Below are 13,064 nucleotides of genomic sequence, written 5' to 3'. Positions count from 1 at the left end.
TAGTTAATGTCAAAAAGTAATACAAAAATTAGAAAATGCCTTTTTCCGGCTGCCGGTTATGGAACAAGGTTTCTTCCTGCTACTAAAGCAATCCCTAAAGAGATGCTTCCAGTGCTTACAAAGCCACTTTTGCAGTATGGAGTAGAAGAGGCGATTACAGCAGATATAGAGACTATGGCTATTGTAACAGGGCGTGGAAAACGTGCAATTGAGGATCATTTTGATATATCTTACGAGCTTGAACATCAGATAAAGGGTACATCTAAAGAACACTATCTAACAGAGATAAGAAAAGTGATAACAAATTGTACTTTTTCATATACAAGACAGATTGAAATGAAGGGTCTAGGTCATGCAATCCTTAGCGGAGAGACTCTTATCGGAGATGAGCCTTTTGCAGTAATACTCGCTGATGATTTATGTGACAATGAGGGGGAGTCGGTCCTTTTGCAAATGACAAAACTATATGAAAAGTATAAGTGCTCTATAGTCGCAGTAGAAGAGATTCCTATGGATGAGACAAATAAATATGGCGTTATAGCCGGAGACCCACTAGAAGAGTCTGTTTTGAGAGTTACAAATATGGTTGAGAAGCCGGACCCAAAAGATGCACCATCTAACTTGGCAATTATTGGCAGATATATTTTAACACCTGATATTTTTGACATCATTAGAGATACAAAACCAGGAAAAGGTGGAGAGATTCAGATAACCGATGCACTTTTAACACAGGCAAATGAGGGAAGGGTAATAGCTTACAAGTTCGAAGGGACAAGATTTGATTGTGGCTCTGTAGACGGTTTTGTTGAAGCAACAAACTATTTTTACGGCAAAAGCAAATCATAAAAATATGAAACTTATTTTACTTATTTTTTTATTTTCAACTCTGTTCGCATCAAAGCCAGAGATATTTCTTTTAAATAAATATAGTGAAGATATAAATGTGACATCGTGGTATATGAGCGAGAAACTTGACGGTGTAAGAGCCTACTGGGACGGAAATAGATTAATATCCCGATCAGGCAAAATTTTTTCGGCTCCGGCATTTTTTACAAAAGAGTTTCCAAAACACAAACTAGACGGAGAGCTTTGGAGCAAAAGAGGCGATTTTTCAAATATCTCGTCCATCGTAAATCAGCAAAAGCCTCATAGCGGTTGGAAAAATTTAACTTACAATGTTTTTGAAATCCCTGAGATGCAAGGAGACTTTTTACAGAGGTTGGAGAGAGTTAAAAGTAAAACAAAATACTTAAAAACTATAGAACAAATTAGAGTAAAAGATAAAAAGCATTTAGAGGAGTTTTTAAAATCTGTTGAAGAAAAAGGTGGAGAGGGTGCAGTAGTCCGTAATGGAGAGCTTTCGTACTATACAGGAAGAGATAACAACGCTTTAAAGGTGAAAAGTTATATAGATGAAGAGTGTGAGGTTATCGGATATAATAAAGGGCAAGGAAAATATGAGAACCAGACAGGCTCACTCTCTTGTGAAATGAAAAACACGCAGGTTATAAACATTGGGAGCGGTTTAGATGATTATCAAAGAGCAAACCCTCCAAAAATAGGTGCTATGATAACATTTAAGTATTATGGCTTAACATCTAATGGCAGGCCCAGGTTTCCTGTTTTTTTACACATTAGAGAGTAAAGGAAGATTATGAAATATCAAAACAATTTTAACCCAACTATATCGGACGAAGATGTTTTTTCCGAGATTGTAAAAGAGAAAGAGTATATTGGTTATTACAATTTGGTTCATCAAGAGACAACTGCTTTTAAAGATTATGCTTCTGGTGTTAAGCAATCAAATGTAGTTGTGATAGGGATAGGTGGAAGTACGCTAGGAACATATGCGATATATAAGTTTTTAAAATATTCAAAAAAACTTACTAAAAATCTGTACTTTTTAGAAACGACAGACCCTATAGATATCAAGTCAAAACTAGAGGCGATAAACCTAAATGACACTCTTTTTGTTGTTATTTCAAAATCAGGAACAACTGTTGAGACAGTTTCAATATTTAAGTATATACATTCACTTGTAAAGATTGACAAAAATAACACTTTAGTTATTACCGAGTTTGATTCAAAGTTAAATGAGTATGCAAAAGCAAACGACATGAAAACTTTTGAAATTCCAAAAAATGTTGGTGGAAGATTCTCTGTTTTTAGCGCAGTAGGGTTATTGCCATTGGCAATTGTAGGTATAGATATAGATGAACTTTTGGGCGGTGCAAAAGAGGTATATGATTCATTTTTCTCAAAGAGTGTAGATTATGACGGAGTGATGAAAAAAGCAAGGTTATTTGTAGAGTATAAGAACAGTTTTAACATAAATGTAGTCTTCTCATACTCCTCTAGACTCGAGGGTTTTAACAAGTGGTATATTCAGATTTGGGGTGAGAGCTTGGGCAAAGTAGATATAAACAGTACAAGGCAAGGGTTGACTCCGGTGGGGATTATCGGGCCGATAGACCAGCACTCTTTTTTGCAGCTTATAATAGAGGGAAGACGAGATAAAACTGTTACAGTGATAAAAGTGGATGATTTTCATAGTGATTTGAAAATACCACAAGTAGAGCTGGAAGGTCTAGGAGAGTTGGATTATCTGGACAATATAGAGTTCTCTTCACTTATTAATAAGCAAGCAGATGCTACAATTGCATCAATTAACAATTTAAATGATATTCCGTGTGATGTAATAACAATTGACACCGTAAATGAGAGAAGTATAGCCAGTTTGATGTACGAGTATGAACTGTTAACATCGGTGTGTGCTAAGTTTATGTACATAAATGCTTATGATCAACCAGGTGTTGAATCAGGAAAGATTATTTTAAAAGATAAACTGAAAAATAGATAATGAATCCTAGAAATGAAATAGCAAACGATTATAAAGATAGTAATGATATAGAACCAAGTATATTAAATGCAATATTTAAAAGATATACTAGAATCTACTGAAAAGCTAGTGAAATAATAAGGTGGTATTAAAAGCATGTGTGAGCACTATTTTGAGAATAATAAATAATGAATCAAATGTTAAAATTAATCGGTCGAGAAAAAGAACTGTTTGAAAAAGATCTTAAAAATAATAATAAAGAGTTGCTAGAGGTAGTTTCAAACTCATCATTCTTAGTAATAGGCGGTGCCGGTTCAATCGGTCAAGCAGTAACGAAAGAGATATTTAAACGTAATCCTAAAAAGTTACATGTAGTAGATATTAGTGAAAATAATATGGTTGAGCTTGTAAGAGATATAAGAAGCTCATACGGATATATAGATGGAGATTTTCAAACATTTGCCCTTGATATTGGAAGTGTTGAATATGATGCTTTTATAAAAAATGATGGGCAATATGATTATGTTCTAAACCTCTCCGCACTAAAACATGTAAGAAGTGAGAAAGATCCATTTACCCTTATGAGAATGATTGATGTAAATGTTTTCAATACAGATAAAACACTTCAGCAATCAATTGAAAATGGAACAAAAAAATACTTTTGTGTCTCAACTGATAAAGCTGCAAATCCAGTAAATATGATGGGTGCTAGTAAGAGAATTATGGAAATGTTTTTGATGAGAAAATCATTAGATATAAAAATTTCTACTGCCAGATTTGCTAATGTTGCTTTTTCTGATGGCTCACTGCTCCATGGCTTTAATCAACGAATTCAAAAACAACAACCAATAGTTGCTCCTAATGATATAAAGAGATACTTTGTAACACCACAAGAGAGTGGAGAGTTGTGTTTGATGTCTTGTATATTTGGAGAAAATAGAGATATATTCTTTCCAAAATTAAGTGAAGACTTGCATCTTATATCTTTTGCAGATATTGCGGTAAAATACCTTGAAAATATTGGGTATAAACCGTATTTGTGTAAGGACGAAGATGAAGCTAGGGAGTTGGCTAAAACTTTGCCAGCAGAAGGTAAATGGCCTTGTTTGTTTACATCTAGCGATACAACTGGTGAAAAAGATTTTGAAGAGTTCTTCACCGAAAATGAAATCTTAGATATGCAAAGATTCTCAAATCTTGGAGTTATAAAGAATGAAGCTACTTTTGATGAAGATTTATTAAACTCTTTTGAAAAAACAATTAAGGATTTTAAACAGAATCTATCTTGGAGTAAAGAAGATATTGTAAAAGAGTTTTTTAAAATGATACCTGATTTTGGACATAAAGAAACAGGAAAATATTTAGATGGGAAAATGTAGTGTATAAAGATATCATAGAATTTATTCAAAATGTTTACAATACAAAAGAGTTTATTCCACTGCATGAACCTAGATTTATTGGAAATGAAAAAAAATATTTAAACGACTGCATAGAATCTACATTTGTTTCAAGCGTTGGAAAATATGTTGATACATTTGAATTGGAGTTTGCTAAAAAAGTTGGCGCTAAATATGCAGTAGCTACAGTAAACGGAACAGCAGCTCTTCATATATCACTTATACTGGCAGATGTGAAAAGAGATGATGAAGTTATTACACAGCCTCTAACTTTCATAGCTACATGTAATGCAATAAGCTACATAGGAGCAAAACCGATTTTTGTGGATGTTGATTTAGATACGATAGGATTATCACCAAAATCTTTGGAAGAGTTTTTAAAAGCAAATTGTGAAATAATAGATTCTACATGTAAAAATAAAACAACTGGAAAAACTATAAAGGCCTGTGTTCCAATGCACACTTTTGGCCATGCCTGCAAAATACAAGAGATACAAGAGATATGTGACGAGTGGCACATTGCTTTAGTTGAAGATGCAGCAGAAAGCTTGGGTTCATATTATAACAACAAGCAAACTGGTACATTTGGAAAATTAGGTGCATTTAGTTTTAATGGAAACAAAATTATTACTTCTGGTGGTGGTGGAGTTATTGTTACAGATGATGAGAAGCTTGCAAAAAAAGCAAAACATCTTACAACTACAGCAAAAATACCACATAAATGGGAGTATGTGCATGATGAGATAGGTTTTAATTATAGAATGCCTAATCTTAATGCAGCTCTTTTAGTAGCACAGCTTGAACAGCTAGATACATTTATAAAAAGTAAGAGAGATTTAGCTTTAAAGTATGAAGAACTATTTAGTTCAGTTGTTGATATTGATTTTGTAAAAGAACCAAGTAACTCAAAATCAAACTATTGGTTACAAGCAGTAATTGTTAAAGATGTAAAAAATAGAGATGAGTTTTTAGACTTTACAAATAAAAATGGTGTTATGACAAGACCAATCTGGAAGCTTATGAATGAGCTGGAGATGTTTAAAGATTGTCAGTGTGGTGGTTTAAAAAATTCTAAATATTTAGAGCAAAGAGTTGTAAATATTTCAAGTAGTGTAGTAATATGAAAGAGCAGATACTTTTAATTGGTGGTGGCGGACATTGTAGGTCCGTGATTGATGTTATTGAATTAGAAGGTAAGTATACAATTGCTGGAATTATTGATAAAAAAGAGCTTATTGGACAAGATGTTATTGGATATGAAATAATAGGTAGTGATGATAATTTACAAGAATTGTTTAAAGAGTGTAAAAATGCAGTGATAACTATTGGTCAGTTACGCTCAAGTGACATAAGAGTAAAACTATTTAATAAACTAAAAAATATAGGGTATAACTTGCCGACATTAATTTCTCCATTAGCCTATGTGTCAAAGCATTCAAACATTGAAGAGGGAACGGTCATAATGCATCAAGCCCTGATAAATGCAAATGCAAAAATAGGAAAAAATTGTATAATTAATACTAAGGCATTAGTAGAACATGATTGTATTGTGGAAAATAATTGCCATATCTCAACATCATCAGTTATTAACGGTGGAGTGAGAGTAAAAGATGGAACTTTTTTTGGTAGTAATGCTACTTCGAAAGAAGCAATAGAAATACAAGAGAATAGTTTTATAAAAGCTGGGAGTATAATAAAATGAGTGCATTTATAATTGCTGAAGCCGGTGTTAATCATAATGGCTCAATAGAACTTGCTAAAAAACTAATAGATGTTGCAGTTGAAGCTGGTGTTGATGCTGTAAAGTTTCAAACATTTAAAGCAGAAAACTTAGTAAGTAAAAACGCACAAAAAGCAGAATATCAAAAACAAACTACAGATAGCCAAGAGTCACAATTTGATATGATAAAAAAGTTAGAGTTGGATGTTGAAACCCATAAAGAATTAATCTCTTATTGTAACAGTAAAAATATTATGTTTTTATCAACTCCATTTGATCATGATAGTATAGATCTTTTAAATGATTTAGGTTTAGAGATATTTAAAATACCTAGTGGAGAGATTACAAATCTTCCATATTTAAGAAAAATAGGCAGTTTAAAAAAACAGGTTATTCTCTCAACTGGTATGGCAGATATCGGAGAGATAGAAGATGCTTTAGATATTTTGATAGATGCAGGGACTGTAAAAGAGAACATAACAGTTCTACATGCTAATACAATGTATCCGACTCCAATGGAGGACGTAAATCTAAAGGCTATGCAAACTATTGGTAGTACGTTTGATGTATCTTATGGCTATAGTGACCATACCTTAGGAATAGAGGTAGATATTGCGGCTGTTGCTTTGGGAGCTACTGTAATTGAGAAACACTTCACTTTAGACAATAATATGGAGGGTCCTGACCATAAAGCTTCTTTAGAGCCAGATGAATTAAACTCTATGGTAAAAACGATACGAAATATTGAATTAGCTCTTGGCAGTAGCGTAAAGAAACCAAGTAATAGTGAAAAACCAAATATACAAGTAGTTAGAAAATCAATCGTTGCTAAAACAGTTGTTAATAAAGGTGAAATATTTACAGAAAATAACCTAGCTGTAAAAAGACCTGGGAATGGGATTTGTCCCATGAGATGGAATGAAGTAGTTGGACTTGTTTCTACTAAAAATTATCAAGAAGATGAATTGATATGAATAAAAGAAAAATATGCATAGTTACAGGTACTCGTGCAGAGTATGGGTTACTTTATTGGCTGATGAAAGAGATAGAAGCAGATGATGAGTTAGAACTTCAAATCATAGCTACTGGTATGCATTTAAGTCCTGAGTTTGGATTAACTTACAAAGAGATAGAAAAAGATTTTAAAATTGATAAAAAAATAGAGATGTTATTGTCCTCTGATACATCTATTGGTATTTCCAAATCTATGGGCTTAGCACAAATAAGTTTTGCGGAAGCTTATGATGAACTAAAACCTGATGTTGTATTTGTGCTTGGAGATAGATATGAGATTTTTTCTGCAGTAAGTTCTGCCATGATAGCAAGAATTCCTATAGCTCATCTGCATGGTGGAGAAGCGACAGAAGGTTTAATTGATGAACCTATTAGACATAGTATTACAAAAATGAGCCATATCCATTTTACAGCTACTCAAGAGTATGAAAATAGAGTGATACAACTTGGAGAACATCCCAAAACAGTTTTTAATGTTGGTGGCTTAGGTATTGATAATATAAAAAAGTTGAAACTTTTAAATAAAGAAGACTTTGAAAAGTCAATTGATTTCAAATTAAATAAAAGAAATATTTTAGTTACTTTTCATCCTGTAACGCTAGAAAACAGTACTGCAAAAGGGCAATTTCAAGAGTTGCTCGATGCAATAGATGAATTAAAAGATACTAATATTATATTTACAAAAGCTAATAGTGATACAGATGGAAGAATTATAAACCAAATGATAGATGAATATGTAGCTAAAAATTCCCATAAATCTGTTGCCTTTACCTCTTTGGGACAACTTAGATACTTAAGTGCTTTACAATTTGTTGATGCAATGGTAGGAAATAGTTCTAGTGGGTTGGCAGAAACGCCAACTTTTAAAATAGGAACTGTAAACATTGGAGATAGACAAAAAGGCAGAATGAAAGCAGACAGCGTTTTGGATTGCAATCCAAAAAAAGAGGATATCCTTAAAGCATTTGATAAATTATATTCAACTGAGTTTAAATCACTTTTGCACAAAGTAGAAAATCCTTATGGAGATGGGGGTGCTAGTATTCAAATTAAGGATATTATTAAAACTATAAATCTTAATGGCATAATAAAAAAATCTTTTTATGATATGGAATGTATAAAATGAAAATTTTATTTATCGGTACAGTTGAATTTTCGTTAAGAACTTTAGAAAAATTACTTTTTTTAAATTCTGAAATTGTTGGAGTTTGTACAAAAAGAACTTCAGCATTTAACAGTGATTATGCAAATTTGGCTCCTACATGTGTAGTAAATAATATCCCGTATATGTATATAGATGATATAAATGCAAAAGAGACTATCATTTGGATTAAATCTTTAGAGCCAGATATTATTTTTTGTTTTGGTTGGTCATCTCTAATCAAAAAAGAGTTATTAAATTTAGCTCCGATGGGTGTTGTTGGATATCATCCTACAGCTTTGCCTCTAAACAGAGGTCGTCATCCATTAATTTGGGCATTGGCTCTTGGTCTAAAAGAAAGTGCATCAACATTCTTTTTTATGGAAGAAGGTGCAGATGATGGAGATATATTGTCTCAAAAAAAGTTTGAAATACTATATGAAGATGATGCTCAAAGTATTTATAATAAAGTTATAAACATATCACTTAGACAAATTGAAGAATTCTTACCAGAACTCAAAAATAAAACATTTATAAGAAAAAAACAAGATCATAGTTTAGCTAATATATGGAAAAAAAGAGGCAAAAAAGATGGTATTATTGATTTTAGAATGAACAGTGATGCTATTTATAATTTAGTTAGAGCATTAACTAAACCATATATTGGCGCACACATAGAGTATAAAGGTAAAGATGTCTCTATTTGGAAAGTTGAAGAAATTAAATATGATAAACAAAATATTGAAAATGGAAAAGTACTTGAATCTGACGATAATACAATCGTAATAAAAACTTATGATTCAGCAATAAAAATTCTAGAACATGAATTTGAGATTTTGCCAAAAGTTGGAGAATATTTATGAATAAAGTATTAATAATCGCTGTTCATCCAGATGATGAAACTCTAGGTTGTGGCGGGACACTTCTTAAGCATAAAGCTAATGGAGATGAAATACATTGGGTTATAGCAACAGATATTAAAGAATCAGAAGGCTTTAAAAAAGAAGTAGTTATTAAAAGAAAGCAAGAGATTGATAAAGTTAAATCTCTTTATGATTTCAATTCACTTCATAACCTAGAGTTATCAACTATGCGTGTTGATGAGTATAATATGAGTGACTTGATTAGTAGAATTTCAAAAATTATAAATGAAGTAAAACCAAGTGTAATATATCTACCTTTTAAAGGTGATGTTCATAGCGACCATAGAAAAATTTTTGAAGCAAGTTATAGTTGTACAAAATCTTTTAGATATCCATTTATCAAAAAAATATATGATAGAAACTTTAAGTGAAACAGAATTTGCGCCATCCACAAAAGAAGATAGTTTTATCCCTAATGTATTTGTAGATATAAGTGAGTTTATGAATAAAAAGATAGAAATTATGAAAGTGTTTGAAAGTGAAATAGCTGAACATCCGTTTCCTCGAAGCGAGAGAAATCTTAGAGCATTGGCAACTTTAAGAGGTGCAACATGTGGATATGAGTACGCTGAGAGTTTTGTTCTTTTGAAGGAAATCAGATGAAAAACTACAAAAATATTTTACTAAATTCAAGTTCTAGCATAAGAGAAGCATTAAAAATCATAGATAGTGGAGCCATGAAGATAGGTATTGTAGTAGATGAAAATGAAAAACTTATCGGTACGCTTACAGATGGGGATATAAGAAGAGGTCTTTTGAATAATCTTTCTTTAGACGATATTATTGAAAGTATTATTTTTAGAACACCAACAGTTTGTAAAATTGAGGATACAAAAGAAAAAATACTTGAAATAGCTGTAGAGAAAAAACTTTATCAAATACCGATTGTAGATAACGATGGAAAGCTGGTAGGCATTGAAGAAGTTGATGAGCTTTTAAAACCTAAACACAAAAATAATAAAGTTGTACTAATGGTTGGTGGACTTGGCACAAGACTTAGACCTCTTACTGATAAAACTCCAAAACCTATGTTAAAAGTTGGAGATAAGCCAATACTTGAAACTATAATACTAAACTTTAAAAAATATGGATTTTCAAAGATAATTCTTAGTGTTAGCTATAAGTCAGAAATTATAGAAAATTATTTCGGTGATGGTTCGAAATTTGGTGTTAATATAGAATATGTTCATGAAGAAAAGAGAATGGGAACAGCTGGTGCATTGAGTCTTATAAGGGAAAAATTAAGTGAGCCATTTTTTGTGATGAATGGAGATTTATTAACAAATATTAACTTTGAGCATATGATGGATTATCATGTGTCAAACAGCTCAACAGCAACTATGGGCGTAAGAGAATATGACTTTCAAGTTCCCTATGGTGTTGTTAATGTAGATGGGATAAATATTAAAAGTATAGAAGAGAAACCGGTGCATAACTTTTATGTAAGTGCTGGAGTGTATGTACTGGATAGTAAAGTTTTAGATTATATACCGGAAAATGAGTTTTTTGATATGCCAACACTATTTGAAAAAGTTATAGAAAGTAAAATGAAAAGTATATCATTTCCTATACGAGAATATTGGCTAGATATTGGGAGAATGGAAGAATTTGAAAAAGCTAATAATGAATATCATGAGGTGTTTTGATTGAAAGTATTAATCATCGGCTATGGCTCTATTGGACGAAGACATGAAGAAGTTTTGTCGTCTTTTCATGAGACAGAGTCCATAGATATTGTTACAAAGCAAAGTATTGACAATAAAAAAACTTTTAATGATGTCAATCAAGTAAATGACCTAAAATTATATGATTATTTTGTAATAGCTTCAGAGACTCATAAGCATTATGAGCAATTGAAATATTTAGAAACAAATGTAACAGACAAAATTATATTTTGCGAAAAACCTCTTTTTGAAATTACTAAAGATTTAAAAATAGAAAGAAATCAAGTTTTTGTAGGTTATGTTCTTAGATTTCATCCAATGCTTCAAAAGTTAAAAAGTTTTTTACAAAACGAAAAAGTTTTAAGCGTAAATGTTAATTGTGGACAATATTTACCAACTTGGAGACAAAATATAGATTATCGAAATTCTTATAGTGCAAAAAAAGATGAAGGTGGTGGTGTTCTTTTAGATTTAAGTCATGAAATAGACTATATTCAATGGTTGTTCGGGACAATGAAAGAAATGAAAAGCTACCAGTTGAAAATTTCTGACTTAGAAATAGAGACCGATGATTTAACTACTTTAATAGGAAAAACAGATAGAGAAGTTATTGTTAATTTATCAATAGATTATATAAGTAAAATTACATATAGAAAAATGTTAATTCATACTTTAAATGATACTTATGAGTTAGACTTTATTAAAAACACTTTGATACAAAAAGATAAAATTGGATTAGAACAAGTTTATACCTTTTCAAATCTAGAAAGAAATTATATGTTTGAACAAATGCATAGATCAATTTTAAGTCATAAAAAAAGTGTATGTAGTTACAATGAAGGACTTAAAGTTATGAATACAATATCAATAATTCAGGAACAAAACAAATGAGTAAGGTTTTATGTACAATTTGTGCAAGAGGTGGAAGCAAAGGCGTTAAAAACAAAAATATTAAAGAGATTAATGGTAAGCCACTTATAGCCTACACAATAGGGCAAGCTAAAGACTCAGGACTTTTTGAACATATCGTCATTAGTACAGATTCAGATGACATTGCAAATATAGCTAAACAATATGGCGCAGAAGTGTTTTTTAAAAGAAGCGCAGAAATTGCAAGTGATATTGCCGGAAAATTGGATGTAATCAGAGATGCATTTGTGAGAAGTGAGAAATATTATAATAAACAATTTGATTACCTTATAGATTTAGATGCAACTGCACCACTGAGAAATGTTGATGATATCATCAAGTCCTTTAATCAATTTTTAGAAAATAATAATGATAATCTAATAACAGCTATGCCAAGTAGAAGAAGTCCCTATTTTAATCTCGTAGAAGTTGATAGTGTTGGAAAAGTAAGTTTATCAAAGCAGTTAGATAATTCAATTGTAAGAAGACAAGATGCTCCTAAAAGTTATGATATGAATGCTTCTATTTATATTTGGAAGCGAGATAGTATTTTAAATGATAAGTCATTGTTTTTAGAAAATACAGGACTTTATGTTATGCCAGAAGAGAGGTCAATAGATATTGATACTGAATTAGACTATAAGTTTGTAGAATTTTTAATGAGGGAAAATGATGTTAAAAGATAAAGTGGTTGTTATAACTGGCGGTGCTGGATTAATAGGAAAAGAATTTATAAAAGCTGTTCTTGAAAATAATGGTATAGCAATAATTGCTGATATAAATGAAGAGATTGGTTTAATAGCAAAGAATGATTTATCAAAAGAATTAAATACTATAAATATAGACTTTATTAAACTTGACATCACGTCAAAGGAGTCTTTAATGGAGTGTATAAATTATTTAGATAGCAAATATGGAAAAATAGATGCTTTAGTAAATAACGCATACCCTAGAAATAAAAATTATGGACAACATTTTTTTGATGTTGAGTATAATGATTTTGTAGAGAATTTAGGTTTAAATCTTGGTGGGTATTTTACAACATCGCAAGTATTTGCAAAATATTTTCAAAAACAAGGGTATGGAAATATAGTAAATATAAGTTCTATATATGGAGTTGTAGCTCCTAAATTTGAAATATATACAGGAACAACTATGACAGTACCTGTTGAATATGCGGCTATAAAATCAGGCTTGATACATCTTACAAAATATATGGCGAAATATTTTAAAGGAATGGATATTAGGGTAAATACTCTAACCCCAGGAGGTATATTTGATACTCAACCAGAATCTTTTTTAGAAAAGTACAAAGATAAGTGCTTAAGCAAGGGAATGCTTGATAAATCTGATTTAAAAGGAACATTGATTTATTTACTGAGTGATATGAGTAAGTATGTCAATGGACAAAATATTGTTGTGGATGATGGGTTTAGTTTATAAAATAGGTTAAAATA

The 13,064-nt window shown here is 31.2% G+C and carries 15 protein-coding genes; all 15 read left to right on the top strand.

Going from position 1 to position 13,064, the window contains the following annotated elements; all coding sequences use genetic code 11:
- Nucleotides 1-6 precede the first annotated feature (6 nt).
- Nucleotides 7-846 carry a UTP--glucose-1-phosphate uridylyltransferase GalU gene (galU, locus tag HUE87_RS09395; RefSeq protein ID WP_194366108.1) on the top strand — a complete coding sequence of 280 codons (840 nt, stop codon included), beginning with the start codon at nucleotides 7-9 and terminating at the stop codon, nucleotides 844-846.
- A 4-nt stretch (nucleotides 847-850) separates the two neighbouring features.
- On the top strand, nucleotides 851-1,645 hold the full coding sequence (locus HUE87_RS09390) for a DNA ligase (RefSeq protein ID WP_194366106.1): 795 nt from the start codon (nucleotides 851-853) through the stop codon (nucleotides 1,643-1,645).
- A 9-nt stretch (nucleotides 1,646-1,654) separates the two neighbouring features.
- Nucleotides 1,655-2,860, top strand: a complete 1,206-nt coding sequence (locus HUE87_RS09385; protein ID WP_194366104.1) for a glucose-6-phosphate isomerase — start codon at nucleotides 1,655-1,657, stop codon at nucleotides 2,858-2,860.
- A 167-nt stretch (nucleotides 2,861-3,027) separates the two neighbouring features.
- A complete protein-coding gene (locus HUE87_RS09380) occupies nucleotides 3,028-4,218 on the top strand; it encodes a UDP-N-acetylglucosamine 4,6-dehydratase (RefSeq protein WP_194366103.1) in 1,191 nt (396 codons plus the stop codon).
- Nucleotides 4,218-5,360, top strand: coding sequence for a LegC family aminotransferase (locus tag HUE87_RS09375; RefSeq protein ID WP_194366101.1), 1,143 nt, complete (start codon nucleotides 4,218-4,220; stop codon nucleotides 5,358-5,360). Before HUE87_RS09380 ends, HUE87_RS09375 begins: the two co-directional genes overlap by 1 nt.
- On the top strand, nucleotides 5,357-5,938 hold the full coding sequence (locus HUE87_RS09370; protein WP_194366099.1) for an acetyltransferase: 582 nt from the start codon (nucleotides 5,357-5,359) through the stop codon (nucleotides 5,936-5,938). Before HUE87_RS09375 ends, HUE87_RS09370 begins: the two co-directional genes overlap by 4 nt.
- Nucleotides 5,935-6,930 carry an N-acetylneuraminate synthase gene (gene neuB / locus HUE87_RS09365; protein ID WP_194366097.1) on the top strand — a complete coding sequence of 332 codons (996 nt, stop codon included), beginning with the start codon at nucleotides 5,935-5,937 and terminating at the stop codon, nucleotides 6,928-6,930. The genes HUE87_RS09370 and neuB overlap by 4 nt, the downstream gene beginning before the upstream one ends.
- Nucleotides 6,927-8,096, top strand: coding sequence for a UDP-N-acetylglucosamine 2-epimerase (neuC, locus tag HUE87_RS09360; RefSeq protein ID WP_194366095.1), 1,170 nt, complete (start codon nucleotides 6,927-6,929; stop codon nucleotides 8,094-8,096). Before neuB ends, neuC begins: the two co-directional genes overlap by 4 nt.
- Nucleotides 8,093-8,974, top strand: a complete 882-nt coding sequence (locus tag HUE87_RS09355) for a formyltransferase family protein (protein WP_194366093.1) — start codon at nucleotides 8,093-8,095, stop codon at nucleotides 8,972-8,974. Before neuC ends, HUE87_RS09355 begins: the two co-directional genes overlap by 4 nt.
- On the top strand, nucleotides 8,971-9,405 hold the full coding sequence (locus tag HUE87_RS09350) for a PIG-L deacetylase family protein (protein ID WP_229855122.1): 435 nt from the start codon (nucleotides 8,971-8,973) through the stop codon (nucleotides 9,403-9,405). The genes HUE87_RS09355 and HUE87_RS09350 overlap by 4 nt, the downstream gene beginning before the upstream one ends.
- Nucleotides 9,386-9,637, top strand: a complete 252-nt coding sequence (locus HUE87_RS12735) for a PIG-L deacetylase family protein (protein ID WP_229855121.1) — start codon at nucleotides 9,386-9,388, stop codon at nucleotides 9,635-9,637. The genes HUE87_RS09350 and HUE87_RS12735 overlap by 20 nt, the downstream gene beginning before the upstream one ends.
- Entirely contained in the window at nucleotides 9,634-10,680 is a 1,047-nt protein-coding gene (locus tag HUE87_RS09345; protein WP_194366091.1) for a nucleotidyltransferase family protein, read from the top strand. The genes HUE87_RS12735 and HUE87_RS09345 overlap by 4 nt, the downstream gene beginning before the upstream one ends.
- Nucleotides 10,681-11,589 carry a Gfo/Idh/MocA family protein gene (locus HUE87_RS09340; RefSeq protein ID WP_194366089.1) on the top strand — a complete coding sequence of 303 codons (909 nt, stop codon included), beginning with the start codon at nucleotides 10,681-10,683 and terminating at the stop codon, nucleotides 11,587-11,589.
- A complete protein-coding gene (locus tag HUE87_RS09335; protein WP_194366087.1) occupies nucleotides 11,586-12,293 on the top strand; it encodes an acylneuraminate cytidylyltransferase family protein in 708 nt (235 codons plus the stop codon). The genes HUE87_RS09340 and HUE87_RS09335 overlap by 4 nt, the downstream gene beginning before the upstream one ends.
- A complete protein-coding gene (locus HUE87_RS09330; RefSeq protein ID WP_194366085.1) occupies nucleotides 12,280-13,050 on the top strand; it encodes an oxidoreductase in 771 nt (256 codons plus the stop codon). Before HUE87_RS09335 ends, HUE87_RS09330 begins: the two co-directional genes overlap by 14 nt.
- Nucleotides 13,051-13,064 lie beyond the last annotated feature (14 nt).

It is taken from the genome of Candidatus Sulfurimonas marisnigri, from assembly GCF_015265475.1.
In the GTDB taxonomy this organism is placed as follows: Bacteria; Campylobacterota; Campylobacteria; order Campylobacterales; family Sulfurimonadaceae; genus Sulfurimonas; species Sulfurimonas marisnigri.
This window is presented reverse-complemented; position numbering and strand designations above follow the sequence as displayed.